General features: G+C 72.5%; 25 protein-coding genes. 13 read left to right on the forward strand and 12 right to left on the reverse strand.

Annotated features, from left to right (window positions below):
• Nucleotides 1-122: 122 nt before the first annotated feature.
• The 3 genes from ACFVS6_RS27960 to ACFVS6_RS27970 form a co-directional block, all read right to left on the reverse strand.
• Nucleotides 123-1,283: an Mrp/NBP35 family ATP-binding protein gene (locus tag ACFVS6_RS27960; protein ID WP_388888905.1), complete on the reverse strand. Its 1,161-nt coding sequence runs from the start codon at nucleotides 1,281-1,283 to the stop codon at nucleotides 123-125.
• A gap of 42 nt (nucleotides 1,284-1,325) precedes the next feature.
• On the reverse strand, nucleotides 1,326-1,832 hold the full coding sequence (locus ACFVS6_RS27965) for a DUF1003 domain-containing protein (protein ID WP_389708116.1): 507 nt from the start codon (nucleotides 1,830-1,832) through the stop codon (nucleotides 1,326-1,328).
• Nucleotides 1,833-1,998: 166 nt separating this feature from the next.
• Nucleotides 1,999-3,270, reverse strand: coding sequence for a magnesium transporter MgtE N-terminal domain-containing protein (locus tag ACFVS6_RS27970; protein WP_389708021.1), 1,272 nt, complete (start codon nucleotides 3,268-3,270; stop codon nucleotides 1,999-2,001).
• A gap of 168 nt (nucleotides 3,271-3,438) precedes the next feature.
• Here ACFVS6_RS27970 and ACFVS6_RS27975 point away from each other — a divergent pair, with 168 nt between their 5' ends.
• Nucleotides 3,439-4,260 carry a hypothetical protein gene (locus ACFVS6_RS27975; protein ID WP_389708023.1) on the forward strand — a complete coding sequence of 274 codons (822 nt, stop codon included), beginning with the start codon at nucleotides 3,439-3,441 and terminating at the stop codon, nucleotides 4,258-4,260.
• Nucleotides 4,261-4,301: 41 nt separating this feature from the next.
• Here the strand turns inward: ACFVS6_RS27975 and ACFVS6_RS27980 are convergent, their stop codons facing one another.
• Together ACFVS6_RS27980 and ACFVS6_RS27985 are read right to left on the reverse strand one after the other, a co-directional pair.
• Nucleotides 4,302-4,817 carry a hypothetical protein gene (locus tag ACFVS6_RS27980; protein WP_389708025.1) on the reverse strand — a complete coding sequence of 172 codons (516 nt, stop codon included), beginning with the start codon at nucleotides 4,815-4,817 and terminating at the stop codon, nucleotides 4,302-4,304.
• A 31-nt stretch (nucleotides 4,818-4,848) separates the two neighbouring features.
• Nucleotides 4,849-5,973, reverse strand: coding sequence for a magnesium and cobalt transport protein CorA (locus tag ACFVS6_RS27985; RefSeq protein WP_389708026.1), 1,125 nt, complete (start codon nucleotides 5,971-5,973; stop codon nucleotides 4,849-4,851).
• 374 nt (nucleotides 5,974-6,347) lie between these two features.
• Here ACFVS6_RS27985 and ACFVS6_RS27990 point away from each other — a divergent pair, with 374 nt between their 5' ends.
• The 4 genes from ACFVS6_RS27990 (at nucleotide 6,348) to ACFVS6_RS28005 (ending at nucleotide 9,347) form a co-directional block, all read left to right on the forward strand.
• Nucleotides 6,348-6,932, forward strand: a complete 585-nt coding sequence (locus tag ACFVS6_RS27990) for a suppressor of fused domain protein (protein ID WP_389708028.1) — start codon at nucleotides 6,348-6,350, stop codon at nucleotides 6,930-6,932.
• 83 nt (nucleotides 6,933-7,015) lie between these two features.
• Entirely contained in the window at nucleotides 7,016-7,657 is a 642-nt protein-coding gene (locus ACFVS6_RS27995; RefSeq protein ID WP_389708030.1) for a DUF6758 family protein, read from the forward strand.
• A 155-nt stretch (nucleotides 7,658-7,812) separates the two neighbouring features.
• Nucleotides 7,813-8,679: a PHP domain-containing protein gene (locus tag ACFVS6_RS28000; RefSeq protein ID WP_389708032.1), complete on the forward strand. Its 867-nt coding sequence runs from the start codon at nucleotides 7,813-7,815 to the stop codon at nucleotides 8,677-8,679.
• 62 nt (nucleotides 8,680-8,741) lie between these two features.
• Complete coding sequence (locus ACFVS6_RS28005) at nucleotides 8,742-9,347, forward strand: MarC family protein (protein WP_388888927.1); 606 nt, start codon at nucleotides 8,742-8,744, stop codon at nucleotides 9,345-9,347.
• Nucleotides 9,348-9,427: 80 nt separating this feature from the next.
• Here the strand turns inward: ACFVS6_RS28005 and ACFVS6_RS28010 are convergent, their stop codons facing one another.
• From ACFVS6_RS28010 to ACFVS6_RS28020, 3 genes are all read right to left on the reverse strand, one after another.
• The gene (locus ACFVS6_RS28010; RefSeq protein ID WP_281209308.1) at nucleotides 9,428-9,580 is read right to left on the reverse strand and encodes a hypothetical protein; all 153 of its coding nucleotides are present in this window, start codon (nucleotides 9,578-9,580) and stop codon (nucleotides 9,428-9,430) included.
• A 96-nt stretch (nucleotides 9,581-9,676) separates the two neighbouring features.
• On the reverse strand, nucleotides 9,677-10,534 hold the full coding sequence (locus ACFVS6_RS28015) for an alpha/beta fold hydrolase (protein WP_389708034.1): 858 nt from the start codon (nucleotides 10,532-10,534) through the stop codon (nucleotides 9,677-9,679).
• A gap of 91 nt (nucleotides 10,535-10,625) precedes the next feature.
• The gene (locus ACFVS6_RS28020; protein WP_389708036.1) at nucleotides 10,626-12,698 is read right to left on the reverse strand and encodes a DEAD/DEAH box helicase; all 2,073 of its coding nucleotides are present in this window, start codon (nucleotides 12,696-12,698) and stop codon (nucleotides 10,626-10,628) included.
• 449 nt (nucleotides 12,699-13,147) lie between these two features.
• On the opposite strand from ACFVS6_RS28020, the gene ACFVS6_RS28025 reads away from it, so the two are divergent.
• A complete protein-coding gene (locus ACFVS6_RS28025) occupies nucleotides 13,148-13,906 on the forward strand; it encodes a ferritin-like fold-containing protein (protein ID WP_281209306.1) in 759 nt (252 codons plus the stop codon).
• Nucleotides 13,907-14,074: 168 nt separating this feature from the next.
• On the opposite strand, the gene ACFVS6_RS28030 is transcribed toward ACFVS6_RS28025, so the two are convergent.
• The 4 genes from ACFVS6_RS28030 to ACFVS6_RS28045 form a co-directional block, all read right to left on the reverse strand.
• The gene (locus ACFVS6_RS28030) at nucleotides 14,075-14,377 is read right to left on the reverse strand and encodes a hypothetical protein (RefSeq protein ID WP_389708038.1); all 303 of its coding nucleotides are present in this window, start codon (nucleotides 14,375-14,377) and stop codon (nucleotides 14,075-14,077) included.
• Nucleotides 14,378-14,493: 116 nt separating this feature from the next.
• Nucleotides 14,494-14,721: a DUF3107 domain-containing protein gene (locus ACFVS6_RS28035; protein ID WP_389708040.1), complete on the reverse strand. Its 228-nt coding sequence runs from the start codon at nucleotides 14,719-14,721 to the stop codon at nucleotides 14,494-14,496.
• 120 nt (nucleotides 14,722-14,841) lie between these two features.
• Nucleotides 14,842-15,480 carry a TetR/AcrR family transcriptional regulator gene (locus ACFVS6_RS28040; RefSeq protein WP_388888944.1) on the reverse strand — a complete coding sequence of 213 codons (639 nt, stop codon included), beginning with the start codon at nucleotides 15,478-15,480 and terminating at the stop codon, nucleotides 14,842-14,844.
• A 167-nt stretch (nucleotides 15,481-15,647) separates the two neighbouring features.
• Nucleotides 15,648-15,863: a hypothetical protein gene (locus ACFVS6_RS28045; RefSeq protein ID WP_389708042.1), complete on the reverse strand. Its 216-nt coding sequence runs from the start codon at nucleotides 15,861-15,863 to the stop codon at nucleotides 15,648-15,650.
• A 129-nt stretch (nucleotides 15,864-15,992) separates the two neighbouring features.
• Between ACFVS6_RS28045 and ACFVS6_RS28050 the strand changes: the two genes are divergently transcribed.
• The 7 genes from ACFVS6_RS28050 to ACFVS6_RS28080 all read left to right on the forward strand — a co-directional run bounded on the left by ACFVS6_RS28050 (nucleotide 15,993) and on the right by ACFVS6_RS28080 (nucleotide 24,138).
• Nucleotides 15,993-16,973 carry an alpha/beta fold hydrolase gene (locus tag ACFVS6_RS28050; protein ID WP_389708044.1) on the forward strand — a complete coding sequence of 327 codons (981 nt, stop codon included), beginning with the start codon at nucleotides 15,993-15,995 and terminating at the stop codon, nucleotides 16,971-16,973.
• A gap of 5 nt (nucleotides 16,974-16,978) precedes the next feature.
• Nucleotides 16,979-18,445: a DUF3152 domain-containing protein gene (locus ACFVS6_RS28055; RefSeq protein ID WP_389708046.1), complete on the forward strand. Its 1,467-nt coding sequence runs from the start codon at nucleotides 16,979-16,981 to the stop codon at nucleotides 18,443-18,445.
• Between the two features lie 69 nt (nucleotides 18,446-18,514).
• A complete protein-coding gene (locus ACFVS6_RS28060; RefSeq protein WP_319189154.1) occupies nucleotides 18,515-18,610 on the forward strand; it encodes an Ms4533A family Cys-rich leader peptide in 96 nt (31 codons plus the stop codon).
• Between the two features lie 173 nt (nucleotides 18,611-18,783).
• The gene (locus ACFVS6_RS28065) at nucleotides 18,784-20,547 is read left to right on the forward strand and encodes an ABC transporter substrate-binding protein (protein ID WP_389708048.1); all 1,764 of its coding nucleotides are present in this window, start codon (nucleotides 18,784-18,786) and stop codon (nucleotides 20,545-20,547) included.
• 5 nt (nucleotides 20,548-20,552) lie between these two features.
• Nucleotides 20,553-21,527, forward strand: coding sequence for an ABC transporter permease (locus ACFVS6_RS28070; RefSeq protein WP_389708118.1), 975 nt, complete (start codon nucleotides 20,553-20,555; stop codon nucleotides 21,525-21,527).
• Entirely contained in the window at nucleotides 21,524-22,516 is a 993-nt protein-coding gene (locus ACFVS6_RS28075; protein ID WP_389708049.1) for an ABC transporter permease, read from the forward strand. Before ACFVS6_RS28070 ends, ACFVS6_RS28075 begins: the two co-directional genes overlap by 4 nt.
• The gene (locus tag ACFVS6_RS28080; RefSeq protein ID WP_389708051.1) at nucleotides 22,513-24,138 is read left to right on the forward strand and encodes a dipeptide ABC transporter ATP-binding protein; all 1,626 of its coding nucleotides are present in this window, start codon (nucleotides 22,513-22,515) and stop codon (nucleotides 24,136-24,138) included. Before ACFVS6_RS28075 ends, ACFVS6_RS28080 begins: the two co-directional genes overlap by 4 nt.
• Nucleotides 24,139-24,274: the final 136 nt, after the last annotated feature.

Consider the following 24,274-nt stretch of genomic DNA (forward strand, 5'->3'; position numbering starts at 1 on the left):
CCGCGTCCGCCCCTCCCCCCATCCGCGCCCCCGCCCCTCATCGCGACGCGCCCCGCGCGGGCCCGCCCGGGTGCTGCGGGGGCCCCCCCCCGGGCGGGGGCCCCCCCCTCCTCCACGTGGTCTCAGAACTTGTTGCGCGGGGTGATGCCCAGCGACATGCCCGACAGGCCGCGGGCGCGGCCCCCCAGCTTGCCCGCGATCGCGCGCAGGGCCGCGCCGGCCGGGGAGTCCGGGTCGGACAGCACGACGGGGGTGCCGTCGTCGCCGCCCTCGCGCAGCCGCACGTCGATCGGGATCGTGCCGAGGACCGGTACCGAGGCGCCGACCGTCTTCGTCAGGCCGTCGGCGACCTTCTGGCCACCGCCCGAGCCGAAGACGTCGACCATCTCGTCGCAGTGCGGGCACGGCAGGCCCGACATGTTCTCGACCACGCCGACGATCTTCTGGTGGGTCTGCACCGCGATGGAGCCGGCCCGCTCGGCGACCTCGGCCGCCGCCTGCTGCGGGGTGGTCACGACGAGGATCTCGGCGTTCGGCACCAGCTGCGCCACGGAGATCGCGATGTCGCCCGTACCCGGCGGCAGGTCGAGCAGCAGCACGTCCAGGTCGCCCCAGTAGACGTCCGCGAGGAACTGCTGGAGCGCGCGGTGCAGCATCGGGCCGCGCCACACGACCGGCGCGTTGCCCGGGGTGAACATGCCGATGGAGATGACCTTCACGCCGTGCGAGGACGGCGGCATGATCATGTTCTCGACCTGGGTCGGGCGGCCCTCGACACCGAGCATGCGCGGCACGCTGTGGCCGTAGATGTCCGCGTCGACGACGCCGACCTTCAGGCCGTCCGCCGCCATCGCGGCGGCCAGGTTGACCGTCACCGAGGACTTGCCGACACCGCCCTTGCCCGACGCGACCGCGTACACGCGGGTCAGCGAGCCGGGCTTGGCGAACGGCACCTCGCGCTCGGCGGTGCCGCCGCGCAGGGTGGCCGCGAGGTCCTTGCGCTGCTCGTCGCTCATCACGTCGAGGGTCACCGCCACGGAGGTGACGCCCGCGACCCGTTCCACGGCCTCGGTGACGTTCTTGGTGATGGTCTCGCGCATCGGACAGCCCGACACCGTGAGGTAGACCGTGACGGCCACCGCGCCGCCCTCGCCGATCTCCACCGATTTGACCATGCCGAGTTCGGTGATCGGCCGGTGGATCTCGGGGTCGTTCACCGTCGCCAGAGCGTCCAGGATCGCGTCCTGCTCAGGCACGGCGGCGGAGCTTGTGTCGGTAGCCATGCCCCGATGGTACGGCTCGGTAGCACGGCTCAGGAAAGCTCCTCAGCGGTCGCCTTCATCACGTTCCGGCGGGAATAGCCGCCGCTCGTCCATCTCCTTGATCAGGTCCTGGAACTCGGACCTGATCCAGTCGCGCGTGGCGACCTCGCCCAGGCCCATCCGCAGCGCCGCGATCTCGCGCGTCAGGTACTCGGTGTCCGCGATGGACCGCTCGTTCTGCTTGCGGTCCTGCTCCAGGTTGACCCGGTCCCGGTCGTCCTGCCGGTTCTGCGCGAGCAGGATCAGCGGCGCGGCGTACGAGGCCTGCAGGGACAGCATCAGCGTCAGGAAGATGAAGGGGTACTGGTCGAACCGCAGGTCGTCCGGCGCGAAGATGTTCCACAGCACCCAGACGATGATGACCAGGGTCATCCAGACGATGAACCGGCCCGTGCCGAGGAACCGCGCCACCTTCTCCGACAGCCGCCCGAACGCCTCCGGGTCGTACTCCGGCAGCAGCCGGCGGCGCGCCGGGCGCGGCAGGTCCAGCCGGACGCGTGAGCGCGACAGCGCGCTCGACCCGGACGGCGCGGTGCCCTTCGCCCGCTCGGTGGAACGTTCCGGCCGCTCGTGCCGCAGCCGCTCCGCCGCCTCCTCCAGCCGGTCGGACAACCCGTCCCGGGCGTGTTCGCGCCGCTCCCGGCGCCGTTCGCGCGCGGCTTCGCCGCGCCCCCGCTCAGTGGCCACGGACGGCCTCCTCGGAATGGAAGTCCGTCTCGCGCCAGTCTTCGGGCAGCAGGTGGTCCAGTACGTCGTCGACGGTGACCGCGCCGAGCAGCGAGCCGCTCTCGTCGACGACCGGCACGGCGACCATGTTGTAGGCGGCCAGATAGCTCGTCACCACCGGCAGCGACGCGTCCGGCCGCAGTGGCGGCAGGTCGGTGTCCACGATCGAACTGACGAGGGTGAACGGCGGGTCCCGCAGCAGCCGCTGGAAGTGCACCGTCCCCAGGTACTTGCCCGTCGGCGTCTCGTCCGGCGGGCGGCACACGTACACCTGCGCCGCCAGCGCCGGCGACAGGTCCGACTGCCGTACGCGGGCCAGCGCGTCCGCGACGGTCGCGTCGGGCCGCAGCACGATGGGCTCGGTCGTCATCAGGCCGCCCGCCGTCCGCTCCTCGTACGACATCAGGCGCCGCACGTCCGCGGCGTCGTCCGGCTGCATCAGCGTCAGCAGCCGCTCCTTGTCGTCCTCCGGCAGCTCGGACAGCAGGTCGGCCGCGTCGTCGGGGTCCATCGCCTCCAGGACGTCCGCCGCGCGCTCCTCCTTCAGCTTGCCGAGGATCTCCACCTGGTCGTCCTCGGGGAGCTCCTCCAGGACGTCCGCGAGCCGGTCGTCGTCGAGGGCGTTGGCCACCTCGGCGCGCCGCTTCGGGGTCAGGTGGTGCAGGACGTTCGCCAGGTCCGCCGGGCGCATCTGTTCGAAGGTCGCGACCAGGCTCTCGGCGCCCTGTCCGTCCTCCTCCAGCGAGAAGCCGGTGACCGCGGACCACTCCACCGTCAGCGTCTCGCCGCGGCGGCGCAGCGCGCCCGCCTTCCCCTTGCGGACGAAGATCCGGTCGATCTCCCAGTCCCGGCGGGCCGGGAGCTGCTGGATGGCCACGTCGAGGACGGTGACCTCCTCGCCGGTCGCCCCCAGCGTCACCCGCCGGTCCAGCAGCTCGCCGAGGATCAGCCGTTCGGTCGGGCGCTGCTCGAAGCGCCGCATGTTGACGACGCCGGTGGTGATGACCTGGCCGGACTCCACGCCCGTCACCCGGGTCATCGGCAGGAAGATCCGACGGCGGCTGACGACCTCGACGACCAGCCCGAGCAGCCGGGGCGGTCGTCCACCCACGCGCAGCATCGCGACCAGGTCCCGGACCCGGCCCACCTGATCGCCGTTGGGATCGAAGACGGGCACACCCGACAGATGCGAGACGAAGATCCGCGGGGCGCCTGCAGCCATCCGAGCGCCTCCTAGAGCGTCAATCGACAGTCCTGCCGTGCCTCAGGCTAGCCCGTGCCGCGCGCAACCGTCCTGGTGGGGCCGTCCGCCCGGGGGTCCGGAAGCGGCCGCGCCCGGGGCGGGTACGCTGCCTGCTGCCCGCAGCCGCACGACGAGAGGCACCCGCCCGTGACCGCCTACCCCTCCGCCGCACGGCTGCGCAGGGCCGCCGTCATCGGCGTCCTGTGCGCGGGCCTCGCCGTCACCGGTGCGGGCTGCGGCGAGAAGAAGGACCCCGACAAGGGCACGAACGGGATCGGCAAGCTCCCCGCCGAGAAGATCGAGGCCCAGGCGAAGGCCGCCGCCACGGCCGCCGAATCGGTGCACCTGTCCGGGACGCTGGTCACCGGCGGCAAGACCTTCACGCTCGACATGCGACTGAAGTCGGAGGGCGGCACCGGCGAGGTGAAGTCGCAGGAGGACACCTTCCAGCTGCTGCGCGTCGGCGAGCAGCTCTACCTGAAGGCGAGCGCCGCCTTCTGGGGGAAGTCCGACTCGGCGGGCAAGCTGGGCGACAAGTACGTGAAGGTCCCCGAGAACGACCCCTCCTACAAGCAGTTCCGCGGCTTCACCGACATGGACGTCCTGCTCGACGGCCTGCTCGGCCTCGACGGCAAGCTCACCAAGGGCCCGTACAGCACGGTCGGACCGACCCGCGTGGTGCCCGTCCTGGCGGAGGGCGGCAAGGGCGGCCGGCTCTCCGTCTCCCTGACCGGCACCCCCTACCCGCTGCTGATGGAACGCGCGGGCGGCGCGGGCCGGGTGGAGCTCGCCGAATGGGGCAAGGCCTTCCCGCTGGACCCGCCCCAGGAGGACCAGACCGTCGAACTGCCCACGACCAAGGACGGCCAGGGCGGCGGCGCCTCACCGGCCCCCACCAACACGGCGGGAGCGGGCACCGGCTCGGGTTCGGGCTCCGGTACGGGTTCCGGCGAGGGCAACGGGGGCTGAGCGCGTCGCGGCGCCGGCTCCTCCTCGGCGTCCGCTCCTCCTCAGCGTCCGCTCTTGCGCTTCCGCTTCAGCAGCAGCTTCGGCAGCCCCGCGGGAATCGCCCGGCGGGTCGTCGCCTGGGTCGGCAGCGGAACCGCCGCCAGCGAACCGTCCGGCAGCCGTCCGGACACCGCCACCGGCTCCAGGCGCAGCAGCCGGCACTCGCGCGCCCAGCGGTCCGTCATCAGTTCGGAGTCGGGCGCGTTCAGCCGCTTGCCCTTGAGCTCGGCCACCGCGGCCTCCCACGCCTCGCCGCGCGGCTCCAGCTCCCGCACGGCCGCGGTCCAGGCGACGAGGCGTCCGCCCTTGTCCTTGCTGCGCACGGTCACCTCGGCGGTGGACCCGTCGGCCAGACCCGGGAACGGCTGCTCGCCGGGCCCGTCCCCGAGGACGTGCGCCGCGCCGTTCACCCAGGCGTGCCACAGGGCCCGGTCGGCGCCTTCGCCGCGGACCCAGATCAGGCCGGACTTCTTGGAGGCCTCCTCGACGAGGGCGAGGTCGAGCGCGCTGAGAGTCATGCGCACAGGGTAGGCCTTCGCCTGCGGCGCGCTACAGCCAGCCGTTGCGGCGCAACGCGCGGTGGATCGTGAAGCAGACCCCGACGATCGTGGCCATCACCATCGGATAGCCGTACTCCCACTGGAGCTCGGGCATGTGGTCGAAGTTCATCCCGTACACCCCGCAGATCATCGTCGGCACCGCGATGATCGCCGCCCACGAGGTGATCTTGCGCATGTCCTCGTTCTGGGCGACCGTCGCCTGCGCGAGGTTGGCCTGGAGGATCGAGTTCAGCAGCTCGTCGAAGCCGACGACCTGCTCGTGCACCCGCGCCAGGTGGTCGGCCACGTCGCGGAAGTACTTCTGGACGGCCGGGTCCACGAGCCGCATCGGCCGCTCGCTCAGCAGCTCCATCGGCCGCAGCAGCGGCGCCACCGCCCGCTTGAACTCCAGCACCTCCCGCTTGAGCTGGTAGATCCGGCCGGCGTCGCCGCCGCGCGCGACGCCCTTGGCGGGAGCGGCGAAGACCTCGCTCTCCACCACGTCGATGTCGTCCTGCACGGCCGCCGCGACCGCGATGTACCCGTCGACGACGTGGTCGGCGATCGAGTGCAGTACCGCCGAGGGGCCGCGCGAGAGCAGGTCCGGGTCGTCCTGGAGGCGGTGGCGCAGGCCCTTCAGGGAGCCCTGGCCGCCGTGCCGGACGGTGATGACGAAGTCCGGGCCGGTGAAGCACATCACCTCGCCGGTCTCCACGACCTCGCTGGTCGCCGTCAGTTCGGCGTGGTCGACGTAGTGGATCGTCTTGAAGACGGTGAAGAGGGTGTCGTCGTAGCGCTCCAGCTTCGGCCGCTGGTGCGCGTGCACCGCGTCCTCGACGGCCAGCGGGTGCAGGCCGAACGTGGCGGCGATCCCCGCGAACTCGGCCTCGGTCGGCTCGTGCAGGCCGATCCAGGCGAAACCGCCGTCCTCACGGACCCGACGGATCGCCTCACGCGGCGTCAGACGGCCGGAGCCCGGATCCCGCGGATCGCGGCGCCCGTCGCGGTACACCGCGCAGTCGACGACCGCGCTACTGGCGGAGGGGTCGCGGGTGGTGTCGTAACCGGGCTGCGCGGGGGTGGACCTGCGCAGGGCCGGGCGGACGGCGGCACGGAGGTAGGGCAGCATCGACATGGCAGGCTCCTTCGCGCGCACGGCTGCGGACCGTACGGGTGGGAGACCTTCCGGCGCGCGGGCGGGCGGGCCCGGGGCGAACGGAAGGAAGCAGGACGGGAGGACAAAGTTCTGCCGTCGCTCTTCTACTGATCAGAAGATCACAGAGGGCGGGAAGCGCCCGCCGCAGAAGTGGAAGAGCGATTGGTACTGCACGATCGACTTCGATCCATTGCAGCCCCACCTCCTCCGGCCGGTCCCCCGTGGGGGACGTCCTCCACCGCCTTCGGACGGGGCCCTGCTGCACGCGGCCCCGACCAGCTGTCCACACTAACAGCCGACGGATGGTCAGGACCCGCGCTTTACCCCCGCGATACGAGTTCTATGCTCGTTCCATGGCAGAAATTCCGGCCCTCGTCGAAGCCCGGCTCCGCAGCACGTTCGGCGAGCCCGACGCCCGCGCCGCCGTCACCTTCCTGGGCACCGACCGCATCGAGGTCCTCCGCTTCGCCGAGGGGGACCTCCTGCGGTACGCGACCCTCGGCATGTCCGCACACCCCATGACCGACCCGACCGACATGGTCGCCGACCCCGTGCGCGGCCCGCGCGCCGAGCTGGTCCTGACCGTACGGGCCGGGCTCGCCCCGACCGACAAACTGCTGCGCCCGCTCGCCGTGCTGGCGGCCTCCCCGATGGTCGAGGGGCTCATCGTCGCCCCCGGGGCCTCCCTCGACGTCGGCGAACCCCTCTGGGACGGGGCCCCGTTCACCTCCGTCCTCGTCGCCGAGTCCGGCGGCCTGGTCGAGGACCTCGACCTGGACGAGCCCATGGACCCGGTCCGCTTCCTCCCCCTCCTCCCGATGACCGCGAACGAGGCCGCCTGGAAGCGCGTCCACGGCGCCGCCGCCCTCCAGGAACGCTGGCTCGCGCGCGGCACCGATCTGCGGGACCCTCTGCGTACGGCCGTCGCACTGGACTGAGCGCCGCGCCCGCGGGTACGGATGACATCCGGACGGGTGACCGTGCCTTGACGGGGCGCCGGGCGGGGAGGAGCGTGCTTCTTATGAGGGGCGAACCGAGTTGCCCGAAGTGCGGTGGCCGGGTGCGCGCGCCCGGTCTTTTCGCCGACTCCTGGCAGTGCGCCGCGCACGGCGCCGTCCACCCGTTGCAGCCCGTCATCCCGCCCAGTGTCGAGGGGCTCGGCGTGGTCGTCCACCGGGCGCGGGTGCCGGTGTGGATGCCGTGGCCCCTCCCGGTGGGGTGGCTCTTCACCGGGGTCGCCACCGCGGGGGACGACCGCAGCGGCGGCCGCGCCACCGCCGTCGCCTGCTCGGGCCCCGGGCCGCTGGGCGGCCTCGGGGAGCTGCTGCTGGTCGCGGAGGAACTCGGCGTCGGACTCGGCGCGCGGTTCGCGGGCATCGACGGGCCGGACCCCGGCCCGCACATCGACGTTTCGGGCCCGCCGGACGCGAAGGTCGTCGCGGCGGGGCGGCCGGCGCCGCTGTGGCACCTCAAGGGCGTCCCCGACGATCGCGCCGTCTTCGCGGGCGAGGCGCGGGGGCTGTGGCTGTGGGCCATCGTCTGGCCGGAACAGTCCGGCCTCCTCATGTACGACGAACTGGTCCTCACCGACCTGCGCGAAGCGGGCTCCGAGGTGGAGCTCCTGCCCTGCGGCGCCCTGAGCCCCCGCATCCTGAGCCCCTGACCCGCCGCATCCTGAGCCCTTGACCCGCCGCGCCCCGTGCCCCCGATCGGTCGCGGGAGGGGCTTGCCAGTGGGCCGCCGGCAGGGTAAAGGGCACGGGGTCGGCGCGGTTATCCTGGAGTGTCCCCCCGTCCCCGCGAGCCCTGGAGTTCGGCTGTGCGCATCGATCTGCACGCCCACTCCACCGCCTCCGACGGCACGGACACCCCCGCCGAGCTGGTGCGCAACGCCGCCGCCGCGGGTCTCGACGTGGTCGCGCTGACGGACCACGACACCGTCGGCGGATACGCGGAGGCGACCGCCGCCCTCCCCGACGGGCTGACCCTCGTCACGGGGGCCGAGCTGTCGTGCCGCATCGACGGGGTCGGCCTGCACATGCTGGCGTACCTCTTCGACCCGCTGGAGCCCGAGCTCTTCCGGGAGCGGGAGCTCGTCCGCGACGACCGCACCCCGCGCGCCCAGGCCATGATCGGCAAGCTGCGGGACCTCGGCGTGGACATCACCTGGGAGCAGGTGGCGCGCATCGCCGGTGACGGCTCGGTCGGCCGCCCGCACATCGCCACCGCCCTGGTCGAGCTGGGAGTCGTCCCCACGGTCTCCGACGCGTTCACCGAGCAGTGGCTCGCCAACGGCGGCCGCGCCTACGCGGAGAAGCACGAGTTCGACCCCTTCGACGCCATCCGCCTGGTCAAGGCGGCCGGCGGGGTCACCGTCCTCGCGCATCCCGCCGCCGTCAAGCGCGGCCACTGCGTGTCCGAGGAGCAGATGGCCGCCATGGCGGCCGCCGGCCTGGACGGCATCGAGGTGGACCACATGGACCACGACGCCGACACCCGTGCCCGGCTGCGCGCCCTGGCCGCCGACCTGGGCCTGCTGACGACCGGGTCCAGCGACTACCACGGCAGCCGCAAGACCTGCCGTCTCGGCGAGTACACGACCGACCCCGAGATCTACGGCGAGATCACGCGCCGGGCGACCGGCGCCTTCCCCGTGCCCGGCGCCGGCGGAGCCCCGCGCGCGTAAGCGCCGCCCCGCGCGCTCTCCTCCCCCTTTTTCTTCACACCCCTCACCTGCAAGGCATCACTGTGCTCGACTTCGCCGTCTTCGGATCCCTTTTTCTCACGCTTTTCGTGATTATGGACCCCCCGGGAATCACGCCGATCTTCCTCGCGCTGACCTCCGGGCGTCCCGCCAAGGTGCAGCGCCGCATGGCCTGGCAGGCCGTCTGCGTCGCCTTCGGCGTCATCGCCGTCTTCGGGCTCTGCGGTCAGCAGATCCTGGACTACCTGCACGTCTCCGTCCCCGCGCTGATGATCGCGGGCGGTCTGCTGCTCCTGCTGATCGCGCTCGACCTGCTCACCGGCAAGACCGACGAGCCCAAGCAGACCAAGGACGTGAACGTCGCCCTCGTCCCGCTGGGCATGCCGCTGCTGGCGGGTCCCGGCGCGATCGTGTCCGTCATCCTGGCCGTGCAGAAGGCCGACGGGGTGACCGGGCAGGTATCGGTGTGGTGCGCGATCATCGCCATGCACGTGGTGCTGTGGCTGACCATGCGCTACTCGCTGGTGATCATCCGGGTCATCAAGGACGGCGGCGTGGTCCTCGTGACCCGGCTCGCGGGCATGATGCTCTCCGCCATCGCCGTCCAGCAGATCATCAACGGCGTGCTCCAGGTCGTACGCGGAGCCTGACGCGCCGGCCGGGGCGCACCAGGCCCCGGACACACGAACGCCCCCGCACCGGATTTCGGTGCGGGGGCGTTGCGCGAAGTTCAGGAGGACGCCGGTCCGGCCGGTCGGATCAGAATGCGCTGGCCCACTGAGGCCGCCTGCTGCACGATCCGGTTGACGGAGGCCGCGTCCACGACGGTGCTGTCCACGGCGGATCCGTCGACGTCGTTCAGGCGCAGAATCTCGAAGCGCATGGGCTTCTCCCTTCGTCGGTGTTTCTCCTTGCACAGGGTTAACGAAGTGTAAGCGGCAAACATTCCCTACGCTAAGGAAATTTTTTCACTCGCTAACTACCTCTGAAGGGCGGTGTCCCAGAAGGAGGCCAGCGCACCCGCTGTGACCTGCGGGTTCTCTGCGTTGGGGGAGTGTTCCGCGTCCTCGACGACCACTCGCGCCGCGCTCAAGCGGACGGCCATGTCGTCCATCAACGGGACGGGCCAGGCGTAGTCGACCTTTCCGGACAGAACGAGCTTGGGCAGCGCGACCTCCGCCAGCTCCGCCACCCGGTCCGGCTCGCCGATCAGCACCCGGCCGGTGGTGATCAGCTGCTCGGGCACGGTCGCCAGCCAGCGCTCCCGCAGGAACTCCGTCAGCGCGGGGCCGTCGGGGGTGGTGTCCTCGGGGTCCTGGGCCCGCATCGCCGCCCACAGCGCCGGCATGTCGTCCCGCAACGCCTCCAGACCGGCGACCAGCAGCTTGGTACGGGCCCGCTGGACCTCGGTGATCGCGCCCGGCCCGCTGCTCATCAGGGTGAGCGAGGCGAAGGGAGCGGCGTCGCGCAGGACGGCCGCGCGGGCGATGAGGCCGCCCAGGGAATGGCCGACCAGGTGCAGCGGCCCGCCGCCCAGCGCGGCGGCCTGGGCCAGGACGTCGCGGGCCAGCTCCTCCAGCCCGTACGCCGCCTCGTCGCGGGGCCCCGGCGTCTCGTACTGGCCGCGCCCGTCGACGGCGACGACCCGGTACCCGGCCGCCGCCAACGGCTCCAGCAGGCCGACGAAGTCCTCCTTGCTGCCCGTGTACCCGGGAACCAGCAGGGCGGTGCCCCGTACGGGCTGCCCGGCCTCGTGCGCGGCGAAGGCGCCGCGGGCGGTGGTGAGGCGGTACGCGCGGGCGACGGACGGCAGGGTGAGGCGCGGCGGCTTGCTCATGGCCCGAGGCTACCGGCCCGTAGCCCCCGGGTACGAGAACGGCCCCGGCCCCCTTCGAAAGGGGACCGGGGCCGCCGTGCGGGCGTGGGCCCTACGCCTCGGGGGCGGTCTCCGCGACCTTGCGGGCGCGGGTGCGCTTCGGCTTGGCCGGAGCCTCCTCGGTGGCCGCCGCGGCGGCGACCTCGGCGGCCGGGGCCGCCTTGCGGGTCCGCGTGCGCTTCGGCTTCGCGGGAGCCTCCTCGGCCGGCGCGGCGACCTCGACGACCGGAGCCGCCTCGACCACCTTGCGGGGCCGGGTCCGGCGGGTCTTGACCGGCGGCTCCACCATCGGGGCCATCTGGAAGTCGGGCTCGTCGACGGCGGGCGCCACGACCTTGCGGACGCGGGGACGGCGCGGGGCGACCGGAGCCTCCTCGACCACTGCCGGAGCCGGAACGAGCACGGCCTCGGCGGCGGGCGCCACGGCCTTGCGGGCCCTGGTCCGACGCGGGGCAACCGGGGCCTCCTCGGCCGGGGCCGGGATGACGGCGGCCTCGGTGACGGCCTCGGCGGCGGGCGCCACGGCCTTGCGGGTCCGGGTGCGGCGCGCCTTGACCGGGGCCTCGTCGGCGACGGCCGGAGCCTCGGTCGCGACCGGGGCCTCGGTGACGGCGACCGGCGCCTCGGCGACCGGCGCCTCGACGACGGCGGCCTCGGCCACCGCCGCGGCGGCGGCACCGGCGGACACCCGGGTCCGGCGGCGGCGCGGCCTGCGCGGCTCCTCGACGCCCGGAGCGGCCACGGCCGCGTCGGGGGCCGGGGTCACCGGCGCGTCCACGGCCTCGGCGCCGAGGTCCGAACCACCGCGGGTGCGGCGGCGCTGACGCGGCGTACGGGTGCGCGCGGGACGCTCCTCGGTCACCACGGCGGCAGCGGCGGGGCCGCGACCACCACGGCCACCGCGCCCACCGGTCTCGCCGAGGTCTTCGAGGTTCTCGGCCTTCAGGCCGGCCCGGGTGCGCTCGGCGCGGGGCAGGATGCCCTTGGTGCCGGCCGGGATGTTCATTTCCTCGTACAGGTGCGGGGACGTGGAGTACGTCTCGACCGGGTCGTGGAAGTCCAGCTCCAGCGCCTTGTTGATCAGCTGCCAGCGCGGGATGTCGTCCCAGTCGACCAGGGTGACGGCGATGCCCTTCTTGCCCGCGCGGCCGGTGCGGCCCACACGGTGCAGGAAGGTCTTCTCGTCCTCCGGCGTCTGGTAGTTGATGACGTGGGTCACGCCCTCGACATCGATGCCACGAGCGGCGACGTCGGTGCAGACCAGCACGTCGACCTTGCCGTTGCGGAAGGCGCGCAGCGCCTGCTCGCGGGCGCCCTGGCCGAGGTCGCCGTGGACGGCGCCCGAGGCGAAGCCGCGCTTCTCCAGCTGCTCGGCGATGTCGGCCGCCGTGCGCTTGGTGCGGCAGAAGATCATGGCGAGGCCACGGCCCTCGGCCTGCAGGATGCGGGAGACGAGCTCCGGCTTGTCCATGTTGTGCGCACGGAAGACGTGCTGCGTGGTGTTGGCGACGGTCGCGCCCTCACCGTCCTCGGAGACGGCGCGGATGTGCGTCGGCTGCGTCATGTAGCGACGGGCCAGGCCGATGACGGCGCCCGGCATGGTCGCCGAGAACAGCATCGTCTGTCGCTTCGGCGGCAGGTAGCTCATGATGCGCTCGACGTCGGGCAGGAAGCCCAGGTCCAGCATCTCGTCGGCCTCGTCCAGGACGAGCGCGCGGACGTGCGAGAGGTCGAGCTTCTTCTGGCCGGCCAGGTCGAGCAGGCGGCCCGGGGTGCCGACGATGATGTCGACGCCCTTCTTGAGCGCCTCGACCTGCGGCTCGTACGCGCGGCCGCCGTATATGGCGAGGACGCGGACGTTGCGGACCTTGCCCGCGGTGAGGAGGTCGTTGGTGACCTGGGTGCACAGCTCGCGGGTGGGAACCACCACGAGGGCCTGCGGGGCGTCCGTCAGCTGGTCGGGGCGGGCGCGGCCGGCCTCGACGTCGGCGGGAACGGTGACGCGCTCCAGCAGGGGGAGGCCGAAGCCCAGCGTCTTGCCGGTGCCGGTCTTCGCCTGGCCGATGACGTCCGTGCCGGAAAGGGCGACGGGGAGGGTCATCTCCTGGATCGGGAAGGGGGACACGATGCCGACGGCCTCAAGGGCCTCGGCCGTCTCGGGATAGATCCCGAGGTCTCGGAACGTAGTCAGGGTGCTGCCTCTTCTGTGAGACGCGGCGCGAGGCGGCGAGGGGGGTCGTACCGTGCCGTGCTTGCAGTACTGCTACGTACGAAGCTGCGCGGGACCACTAGCCTTCGCTCAAGCGCTTCTGCCGCTGAGGGGGCCCCTCGTGCGGAGGCTGTACGCATGGACGTACGCACCACACCGAGGGCGGTCGGGTTGGAGCCGATCGGGCCACCGACCGGGCATCCTCATTCGGATGGCCCGCCGAGTATTCGGCAGGCGCATTACCACTGTACCCCGGAATCGCGCAGCTGTGTCGGGTGAATTCACCGGGTAGGCGCGTTTACGTGGACTGACAGTGTGCAGGTGTGGTGACTTGTGCGGCCTTTCGGGCGGCTATTGTGCGGAGCATGTCGACCGTAGAAAACGCATCTCCCGCCGACGACAGCGCCCCCGCCGAGGCGCACGGAATCGCCGCCCAGGACTGGGCGACCGCCTCGGCGTCGCCCCAGTACCGGGCCGCCGTCGTGGACCTCCTCGGCGCGCTGGCGTACGGAGAGCTCGCGGCGTTCGAGCGGCTCGCGGAGGACGCGAAGCTCGCACCCACCCTCGATGACAAGGCCGAACTCGCGAAGATGGCGTCGGCCGAGTTCCACCACTTCGAGAGGCTGCGCGAACGGCTGGCGGCCATCGACGTCGAGCCGACGGCCGCGATGGAGCCCTTCGCGAAGGGCGTCGACGACTTCCACCGCCAGACCGCCCCGTCGGACTGGCTGGAGGGCCTGGTCAAGGCCTACGTCGGCGACTCGATCGCCAGCGACTTCTACCGCGAGGTCGCCACCCACCTGGACACCGACACCCGTGCGCTCGTCGTCGGCGTCCTCGACGACACCGGCCACGGCGGCTTCGCCGTCGAGAAGGTCCGCGCGGCGATCGAGGCCGACCCGCGCTGTGGCGGCCGGCTCGCGCTGTGGGCGCGCCGCCTGATGGGCGAGGCGCTGTCGCAGGCCCAGCGGGTGGTCGCCGAGCGCGACGCGCTGTCCACGATGCTGGTCGGCGGCGTCGACGGAATGGCGGCGGGCTTCGACCTGGCGGCCGTCGGCGAGATGTTCACCCGGATCACGAAGGCGCACACCAAGCGGATGGCGGCACTGGGCCTGGCGGCCTGACCGCTCGCACGGCGGCGAAATCCGGGGGTCCTGTCCGCAGGGCCCCCGTTCCGTTTCTCCGGGTCCCCCGCTCCGGGACCGGTGTTCACGGGTCGCCGCGCCGCTCCGGGTCCTCAGGGCCCCCGCAGCGACCCTTCCGGAGGTTCCGCGGCCCCGCTCCCCGAGGGGTCAGCCCCGCGACGGGAGCGAAAACGGAGCCCCGCGGGGCGGCCTCCCCGAGTGCGAGGCAGGGCGCAGCAGGAGGGACAGCACGACGGCCGACACCAGGGCGGCGCCGAGGAACGTGTACGCCAGGGTGTTGTGCCCGGGGCCCAGCGCGGTGTGCGTGAGGTAGGCCCCGAAGAGCGCCCCCGCCGCACCGCTGACCAGCACGATTCCGGGAGACGGCAGCCGCCGGGCGAAAACCCGCACGGCCGCGCCGGCCAGGGCGAGACCCAACAGACCGGAGCCGAGCGCCTCCAACAGCAGCATCTGGTCACTCCCATTCGGTCGGGGGCAGGCGGTCACTGCGGTCCTACCCGAAGCGGAACAAAGGGAAACGGCCCGGCGAGTCAACCGCCGGGCCGTTCCTCTCAGTTCTCGGTGCTTCAGAGCGCTCCGAAGCCGACCTTGCGCACGCTCGGCTCACCCAGGTCGATGTACGACAGGCGGTCCGACGGCACCAGGACCTTGCGGCCCTTGATGTCGGTGAGGCTGAGCAACGGCGCCGAGCCCGACAGCGCGGCGGAGACGATGCTCTCCAGCTCCTCGGCGCTCAGGTCGCTCTCCAGCACGATCTCCCGGGGTGCGTGCTGCACGCCGATCTTGACCTCCACGGCTTTGTCCCTCCGACGGTCCGGTTCGCGCGATCAGCCGCGCCGTACCCGGTCCACATTAGCCCGGAGAGGGGACACGATCGGCTCGCGGCGGACACGCTCGCAGCGAACAGGTGCCGGTCAGGCGTCCGTGCCGTGCAGCGGGAAACCGGCGATGCCGCGCCAGGCGAGCGACGTCAGCAGGTCCACGGCGGTGTCCCGGGCGACCGGGCTCGCGCTGGACAGCCAGTAGCGGGCCACCACCTGGGAGACCCCGCCCAGGCCCACGGCCAGCAGCATCGACTCGTCCTTCGACAGTCCCGTGTCCTCGGCGATCACGTCGGAGATCGCCTCGGCGCACTGGAGCGAGACCCGGTCGACGCGCTCGCGCACCGCGGGCTCGTTCGTCAGGTCCGACTCGAAGACCAGCCGGAAGGCGCCGCCCTCGTCCTCGACGTACGCGAAGTAGGCGTCCATCGTGGCGGCCACGCGCAGCTTGTTGTCGGTGGTCGACTCCAGCGCCGTGCGCACCGCCACCAGCAGCGCCTCGCAGTGCTGGTCCAGCAGCGCCAGGTAGAGGTCGAGCTTGCCGGGGAAGTGCTGGTAGAGCACCGGCTTGCTGACTCCGGCGCGCTCCGCGATGTCGTCCATCGCGGCGGCGTGGTAACCCTGTGCGACGAAGACCTCCTGGGCCGCGCCCAGGAGCTGGTTGCGCCGGGCGCGACGCGGCAGTCGCGTGCCCCGCGGACGCGCTGCCTCGGTCTGCTCGATGGCTGTCACGCCGCCTCCCACTTTCTTTAAGTACACAGTGCGCTCTGCGCCGCGCCGCCATCGTACTTTTCGGTAACCCGATCTGGTGGGTTCAAGCCGAGTTTTCTCGCGGTACGGACCGGCCGGACACGCTGGTCAGCGGCGGGCGCGGGCCGTGAGCGGGCCGCCGGTGCCCCTCAGCGGTAGTCCTCCTCGTCGAGCGGGACGACGCGGGCCTGCTCCGCGGCGTCCGCCTCGGGTGCCTCGCCCGGCTCCAGGCCGGACAGCGGGTCGTCCTCCTGCGGTTGGAGTTCGGCCCGTTGCTCCGCGACGTCCGCCTCGGGCGCCTCGGGGTCGGTGATCTCCGGAATCCTCCCCCGGAAGGTGTCCGGTTCCGCAGGGTCGGCTGTCATCGCGCTCCCCTCGCCTTCGCTCGTACCTATGAGCCTAGGAGGATCGGGGATCCGCCGCCAGGTGGTCCTGTGACCGCGAACACAAGGGAAGTCCGAGGGGTGGGCGTGATCCTCTCGTAACATTGCCCCATGTCTTCGACCGAGCTGCCGGGTGTGCGGTCCACCGTCGAGCCGAACTCCCAGGTGGGAGCGGTACGGGTGGCCGAGGGTGAGCGGCTGCGCACCGTCACGCTGCCGGGCCTGGAGCTGAACGTACGTTTCCGGCCACCCGTGCGGGAGGGTCTGCCGCCCGCGCTCTTCGTGCACGGACTCGGCGGCTCCTCCCAGAACTGGTCGGCGCTCATGGAGCAGCTGGCCGACGCCGTGGACGCCGAGGCCGTCGACCTGCCCGGCTTCGGTTGGTCCCCGCCGCCCGCCGACCGGGACTACTCGGTGACCGCGCTCGCCCGCGCCGTCATCCGCCACCTCGACGCCGCAGGGCGCGGGCCCGTCCACCTGTTCGGGAACTCCCTGGGCGGCGCCGTCTCCACCCGGATCGCGGCGGTCCGCCCCGACCTGGTGCGCACGCTGACGCTGGTGTCGCCGGCGCTGCCGGAACTGCGCGTACAGAGATCGGCCGTCCCCACCGCCCTGCTGGCGCTGCCCGGCATGGCCACCCTGTGCACGCGGCTCACCCGCGGGCTGACCGCCGAACAGCGCACCCGGGGGGTGACGGCGCTCTGTTACGGGGACCCCGCACGGGTGACACCCGAGGGGTTCGGATGGGCCGTCGAGGAGATGGAGCGGCGGATGGCCCTGCCCTACTTCTGGGACGCGTTGGCCCGCTCGTCACGCGGGATCGTCGACGCCTACACCCTCGGCGGGCAGCACGGACTGTGGCGTCAGGCCCAACGGGTGCTCGCACCGACGCTGTTGGTCTACGGTGGCCGGGACCAATTGGTCTCGTACCGTATGGCGCGCAAGGCCGCCGCGGCCTTCAGGGGTTCGCGGCTGCTGTGCCTGCCGGAGGCCGGGCACGTGGCGATGATGGAGTACCCGGAGGTGGTCGCCGCCGCCTTCCGGGAGCTGTTGCACGACACCGAGCGGGATACCGAAGACGGCAAGGGCTGAGGACCATGGGACGACATAGTCGCAAGGCCCCTGCTCCCGCCGTCCCCGCTCCGGCGGACGGCCCGCCGCGGCCGGAGCCCCTTCTCCACGAGGACCCGTACGAGGATCCCTACGGATCCTTCTCCGGCGCCCTGTACGAACCGGCGCCCCACCGGGCGTCCGCGGCCACCGACTTCCCCCCGGCGCCGCCCGCTCCCCACGCGGAGCCCCGCGGCCCGCGCCGGGCGGCCGAGCCCACCGTCATCCACCAGGGGTACGTCCCGCCGGCCGGTTCCGGCGCGCGACCCGGCGGCCGGCCCGAGCAGTACGAACCCGGTGGGGCCTGGGGCGCGCAACCGCCGGCGGAACCCGCTCCGCCCGCCGTCCACGGCGACCGGCGCGGCACCCCCCGGACCCCCGCGTCCGTCTCCCCGCGGCAGAGCTCCGCCGGAGCGCCCGTGTCGGTCGCGCCCCGTCCGTTCGTCACCGATCCCTTCGTCACCGATTCCTTCGTCACCGATCCGTTCGTGGACGACCCGTTCGCGGACGACCCCTTCGTCACGGGCCGTCCCGCCCCCGACCCGTTCGCGGCGGCGCCCCTGGTGCCCGGGCCGCGGGAGGCCGAGCCGGCCGCCACCGGCGGGCGCACCGGCTCCGGGCGCGGCGCGAAGTTCCGCACGTACACCGGGATGGCCGCCGCTGCCGTCACCACCGTCCTGGCCGTCGTCGTCGCGGGCCAGGTGGCGCTCGACGACGACTCCATCGGCGGGACGCGCGCCGCGGGGGACGACGGCGCCGAACGGGCCATGAGCGGCCGCACGGACCGGTCCGAGGGCCGCCCCACCCCCGACGCCCCGCCGGTCGTGGCCGCACCCGCGCCGGAGCAACCGCTGACGTACGAGCAGCGGATGGCGCTTCAGCTCCCGATCGACCCCCGACTGAAGGGCCCCGGCACCTTCGACACCGTGGCCGGCGTGGAGAAGGCGCCCGGCAAGGGCAAGGTGGTGCGCTACCGGGTCGACGTCGAGCAGGGGCTCGGCATGGACCAGCAGCTCTTCGCGGACGCGGTCCAGCGCACCCTCAACGACCCGCGCAGCTGGTCCCACGGCGGGCAGATGACCTTCGAGCGGGTACCGGCCGGCGACGTGCTGTTCGTGATCACCCTGGCCAGCCCCGGGACGACCGGCGAATGGTGCGCCAAGTCCTCGCTGGACACCACCGTCGACAACGTCTCCTGCGACTCCGCCTCCACCGAACGCGTGATGATCAACGCGTTCCGCTGGGCCCAGGGCTCCACGACCTTCGGCCCGGACCAGATGCTGGCCTACCGCCAGATGCTCATCAACCACGAGGTCGGGCACCGGCTGGGACACGGGCACGTGAGTTGCCGGACGCCGGGCTCGCTCGCGCCGATCATGCAGCAGCAGACGAAATCCCTCGACATCGACAATATTCAATGCAAGCCCAATCCCTGGGTCTTTCCCGGGAGTTGATCGGAAATCCGGGGGCGGGGCCGGTCGATTCGTTGACAAGGTGTCCGCTCATCGGTAATTGTTCTCCGCATGTCGCACCGCCACACCCTCTTCGCGAGCGCCGCCATCGAGCTGGCGCTCCTCGGTGTGGCCGCGCACAGCGTGGCCGACATCTCCTGTCGCTGACGCCTGCCTGAGCGCGCGACTTCCTCACCGACTGCCTCGCCGCGCCCGGGCATTTCCTGCCCGCGGGCGCGGCTGCTCCTTCCCGACGGTCCATTCCGTTCGCCGACCGGCGACAGCTGCCCCTCGCGTGGCCTTTTCCGCATCCCCCTTCATGCCGAGAGGTCCCCTTTCCCATGCATTCCGTCGGTCCAGCCCGTCAGTCCCACATAGCGCGCCGCGTTGCCGCGGTCGCCGTCAGCCTCGTACTGGCCGGGGGAGCCGCGGCGTGCGGGCCCGAGGACGCCACGGACAAGGCCGCCGCCGGAGGCAAGCCGGGTGCCGCCGGGGCCGCGCCGCAGAAGGGCGGCACCCTGACCGTCCTCAACAACGAGCCGCAGAGCGACTTCGACCCCGCGCGGCTCTACACCTCGGGCGGCGGAAACGTTCCCTCGCTGGTGTTCCGCACGCTGACCACCCGCAACCGCGAGGACGGCCCGGCCGGCGCGAAGGTCGTCCCCGACCTCGCCACCGACCTCGGCAAGCCCAACGCCGACGCCACCGAGTGGACGTACACCCTCAAGGAGGGGCTGAAGTACGAGGACGGCTCCCCGATCACCACCGCCGACATCAAGTACGGCATCGAGCGCTCCTTCGCCGCCGAACTCTCGGGCGGAGCACCCTACTTGAGGGACTGGCTGGTCGGCGGCGAAAGCTACGAGGGCCCCTACAAGGACGGCGGCAAGGGCCTCGACTCCATCGTCGTGCCGGACGCGAGGACCATCGTCTTCAAACTCCGCAAGCCCGAGGGCGAGTTCCCCTTCCTCGCCACCCAGACGCAGTTCGCGCCGGTGCCCAAGGCCAAGGACACCGGCGTCAAGTACGAGGAGCACCCGGTCTCCTCCGGTCCGTACAAGGTCGTCAAGAACGACGGCGACGGCGAACACCTCACCCTGGAGCGCAACGAGCACTGGGACGAGAAGACCGACGAGGAGCGCAAGGCCTACCCGGACAGGATCGACGTCCGCTCCGGGCTCGACGCCGCGGTCATCAACCAGCGGCTGACCACCAGCTCCGGCCCCGACGCGGCCGCCGTCACGACGGACACCAACCTGGGCCCGGCGGAACTCGCGCAGATCGGCGACTCCGCCGACAAGAACGAGTTGGCGTCCCGCGTCGGCACCGGCCACTTCGGCTACATCAACTACCTGGCCTTCAACCCGAAGGTCGCCCCCTTCGACAACCCGAAGGTCCGCCAGGCCATCTCCTACGCGATCAACCGCACGAGCGTCATCAACGCGGCCGGCGGCTCCGCCCTCGCCGAGCCCGCCACCACCTTCCTGCCCGAACGCGAGGCCTTCGGCTTCACCGCCTACGACCACTTCCCGGCGGGGAAGACCGGCAACCCGGAGAAGGCCAAGGAGCTCCTCAAGGAAGCGGGCCACCCCGACGGCCTCACCATCACGCTGACCCACTCCACCGCCCAGAACCGGCAGACCAGCCCCGAGGTCGCCACCGCCGTCCAGCAGGCGCTCGCCGCCGCCGGCATCACCGTCAAGCTGGAGGGCCTGGAGAACAACGCCTTCAACGAGAAGCGTTGGGACGTCAAGAACACGCCCGGCTTCTTCCTCTCCCGCTGGGGCGCCGACTGGCCTTCCGGCGCCCCCTTCCTCGCCCCGATCTTCGACGGGCGGCAGATCGTCACGAACGGCTCCAACTACAACCACGCACAGCTCGACGACCCGGCCGTGAACACCGAGATCGACGAGATCGCCAAGCTCACCGACCTCGCCGCCGCGGGCAAGCGCTGGGGCGCCCTCGACAAGAAGATCGGCGAGCAGGCCCTCGACGTGCCGCTCTTCCACCCGGTCTACAAGCGCCTCGTCGGCAAGGACGTCAAGAACGTCGTCATCAGCGACTGGACCGGCGTCCTCGACATCTCGCAGGTCTCCGTCAAGTGAGCGTCCTGATCGAAAAGCCGGTCTCCGCCGCCGGGGTCGTCACCCCGGCGGCGGGCGCCGCGCGCCAGGTCCTGCGCCGGGTGCTGCGCCGCCCCTCGGCGATCGCCGCCGCCGCGGTCCTGGCACTGCTCGTCCTGCTCGCCCTCACCGCACCACTGTTCGCCCAGCTCACCGGCCAGGACCCGAACGCCTACCACGACGACCTCGTCGACTCCGCGCGCGGCGGCGTTCCCCTCGGCCCCTTCGGCGGCGTCTCCGCCGACCACTGGCTCGGCGTCGAACCGGGCACCGGCCGCGACCTCTTCACCCGCCTCCTGTACGGAGCGCGGGTCTCGCTGCTCGTCGCCCTCGGCGCCACCGTCGTGCAGATCGCCGTCGGCGTGGCCGTCGGACTCGCCGCGGCCCTCGGCAACCGCTTCGTCGGCCAGGTCATCGGCCGCTTCACCGACGTGATGATCGCGCTGCCCATGCTGGTCATCGGCATCGCCCTCACCGCCGTCGTCCCGCCCGACTTCCCCCGCGAGCTGCTGCTGATCCTGCTCATCGGACTGTTCGACTGGGGCGGCACCGCCCGCATGGTCCGCGCCCAGACCCTCGCCCTGACCGGCCTCGACTTCGTCGAGTCCGCCCGGCTCTCCGGGAACGGCACCCTGCGGATCGCCCGCCGCGAACTGCTGCCCGCACTGGCCGCACCCGTCATCACCCTCGCGGCGATCAAGGTCCCCGGCGCCATGGTGGCCGAGGCCTCGCTCTCCTTCCTCGGGGTCGGGGTCAAGCCCCCCACCCCCTCGTGGGGGCAGATGCTGTCCAGCGCGCAGACCTGGTTCCGCGCCGACCCCGCCTACGTCCTGCTCCCCGCCGGGCTGCTCTTCGTCACCGTGCTGGCCTTCACCGTCCTCGGCGACGCCGTCCGCACGGCCCTCGACCCGCGCGAGGGCTCGCGCCTGCGGGTCGGCACCAGGAAGGAACGCACGGCGTGACCCGCTTCGTGCTCAAACGGACCGGCGGCGCCCTCCTCGTCCTGCTCGCCCTGTCCGTCGTCATCTACGCCCTCTTCTACGTCGCCCCCGGCGACCCCGCCCGCCTCGCCTGCGGCGAACGCTGCAGCCCGCAGCAGATCGCCCAGGTCCGCGAGCAACTCGGCCTGAACGACTCCGTGACCGTGCAGTACCTGCGCTTCCTCCGGGGAATCCTGGTCGGCCGGGACTACTCCGGCGGCGCCGGGCTGCTGCTCCACTGCGACGCCCCCTGCCTCGGCTTCTCGTACCAGAACGATCGGCAGGTCACCGAGCTGCTCCTGGAACGGCTGCCCGCGACCCTGTCGCTCGCCGTCGGCGCGCTCGTCATCTGGCTCGTCATCGGCGTCGGCACCGGACTGCTCTCCGCGCTGCGCCGCGGCGGCCTCACCGAGCGGGCCCTGACCGTCCTGACCCTCGCCGGGACCGGGACGCCCGTCTTCATCCTCGGCCTGCTGCTGCTCATGGCGATCTGCGCCCACCTCCGGTGGCTGCCCTTCCCGACCTACGTCCCGCTGGGCGAGGACCCCGAGCAATGGGCCTGGAACCTGCTGCTGCCCTGGCTCACGCTCGGCCTGTTCGAAAGCGCCAAGTACGCGCGTCTGACGCGCAGTTCGACCCTGGAAACGCTCGCGGAGGACCACATCCGCACCTTCCGCGCCTACGGCGTGGGCGAGCGCGCCATCGTCACCCGGCACGCCGTGCGCGGCGCCGTCGCCCCCGTGATCGCCCTCAGCGCCGTGGACTTCGGCACCATGATCGGCGGCGCGGTCCTCACCGAATCCCTCTTCGGCATCCCCGGCCTCGGCAAGACCCTGATCGACGGCGTGCGCGTCGTCGACCTGCCCGTGGTCGTGGGCGTCGTCCTCACCATCGGAGCGGCGGTCGTCATCGCGGGCGCCGTCGCCGACCTGCTGTACGCCGTCGCCGACCGAAGGGTGGCCCTCGCATGACGGAACTCCTGGTGGAGGTCGACGCACTCGTCGTCGACTTCCCGGTCGGCGCGCCCGGCGAACACGTACGGGCCGTCGACGGCGTCTCCTTCACCCTGGAACCCGGCCGCGCCCTCGGCATCGTCGGCGAGTCCGGCAGCGGCAAGTCCACGGTGGCCGCCGCCCTGCTCGGGCTGCACCGCGGCACGGGCGCCCGCCTCGGCGGAACCGTCCGCGTCGACGGCACCGACGTGGGCACGGCGTCCGCCACCGACCTGCGCCGACTGCGCGGCTCGGTCGCCGCGATGGTCTTCCAGGACCCGCTCGGCGCCCTGGACCCGTACTACGCCGTCGGCGACCAGATCGCCGAGGTGTACCGGGTCCACGCGGGAGGCTCCCGACGGGCCGCCCGGAAGCGGGCCGTCGAGGTCCTGGACCGCGTGGGCATCCCCGACGCCGTACGACGTTCCCGCTCCCGGCCCCACGAGTTCAGCGGCGGCATGCGCCAACGCGCCCTCATCGCGATGGCCCTGGCCTGCGAGCCGCGCCTGCTGATCGCCGACGAACCGACCACCGCGCTCGACGTCACCGTCCAGGCGCAGATCCTGGACCTGCTGCACGGACTGCGCGAGGAACGCGGACTCGGTCTGCTGCTGGTCACCCACGACGTGGGAGTGGCCGCCGAGAGCGTCGACGACCTGCTCGTCATGAGGGACGGCTCCGCCGTCGAACGGGGGCCCGTCGCCGAGGTCCTCTCCGCGCCGGAAGCGCCCTACACGCGGACCCTGCTGGCCGCAGTGCCCCGGCTCGACACGCCCCGCCCGCCCCGGCTGCGGGCCGCCCCCGCCGAATCCGCGCCCGCCGTCGAGGCCCTCGCTCTGACCCGGGAGTTCGGCCGGGGCGGGCGCCGGGTCACCGCCGTCGGGGGCGTGTCCCTCGCCGTGCGGGAAGGGGAGACGCTGGGCATCGTCGGGGAGAGCGGCAGCGGCAAGAGCACCCTCGGACGGATGCTCGTCGGACTGCTGGCGCCCACCTCCGGACAGGTCCGGCACGCCGGCGCCGAGGTCAGGGGCGTGGCGGCCGGTGCCCAGATGGTCTTCCAGGACCCGGTGTCCTCCCTCAACCCGCGCCGTTCCGTCGGGGAGTCCATCGCCGACCCGCTGCGCGCCGCCGGCGAGCGCGACGAGGACGCCATCCGCTCCCGGGTCGGCGAACTCCTCGCCCGCGTCGGACTGGAGGCCGCACACCACGACCGCTACCCGCACGAGTTCAGCGGCGGCCAGCGCCAGCGCGTCGGCATCGCCCGCGCTCTCGCCCCCCGACCCCGGCTGATCGTCTGCGACGAACCGGTCTCCGCCCTCGACGTCACCACCCAGGCCCAGGTCACGGCCCTGCTGGCGGAGCTCCAGCGGGAGCTGGGCATCGCGCTCGTCTTCATCGCGCACGACCTGGCGGTGGTCCGGCAGGTCAGCGACCGGGTCGCCGTCATGCGCGGCGGCCTGATCGTCGAGGAGGGCCCCGTGGACCGGGTCTACGACCGACCCGCCCACCCGTACACGCGCCGGCTGCTCGACGCCGTACCGGCCCTCGACCCGGCACTGGCCGCCGGCCGCCGCTCCGCGCGTCAGGAGGCCATCGCCTAGGGCGCGTCTCCGGGGGCGCCCCGGGGCGTTCGGGGCGCGTTCGGGGGAGTGCGGGAGAGGCCGGGGAGACACCCTTTCCTAGCGTGCTCGAACGCGAACCGTACGGGAAAGTTACGACTCTTCACCCCTTCCGGTG

This window comes from Streptomyces sp. NPDC057939 (assembly GCF_042887545.1).
Classification (GTDB): Bacteria; Actinomycetota; Actinomycetes; order Streptomycetales; family Streptomycetaceae; genus Streptomyces.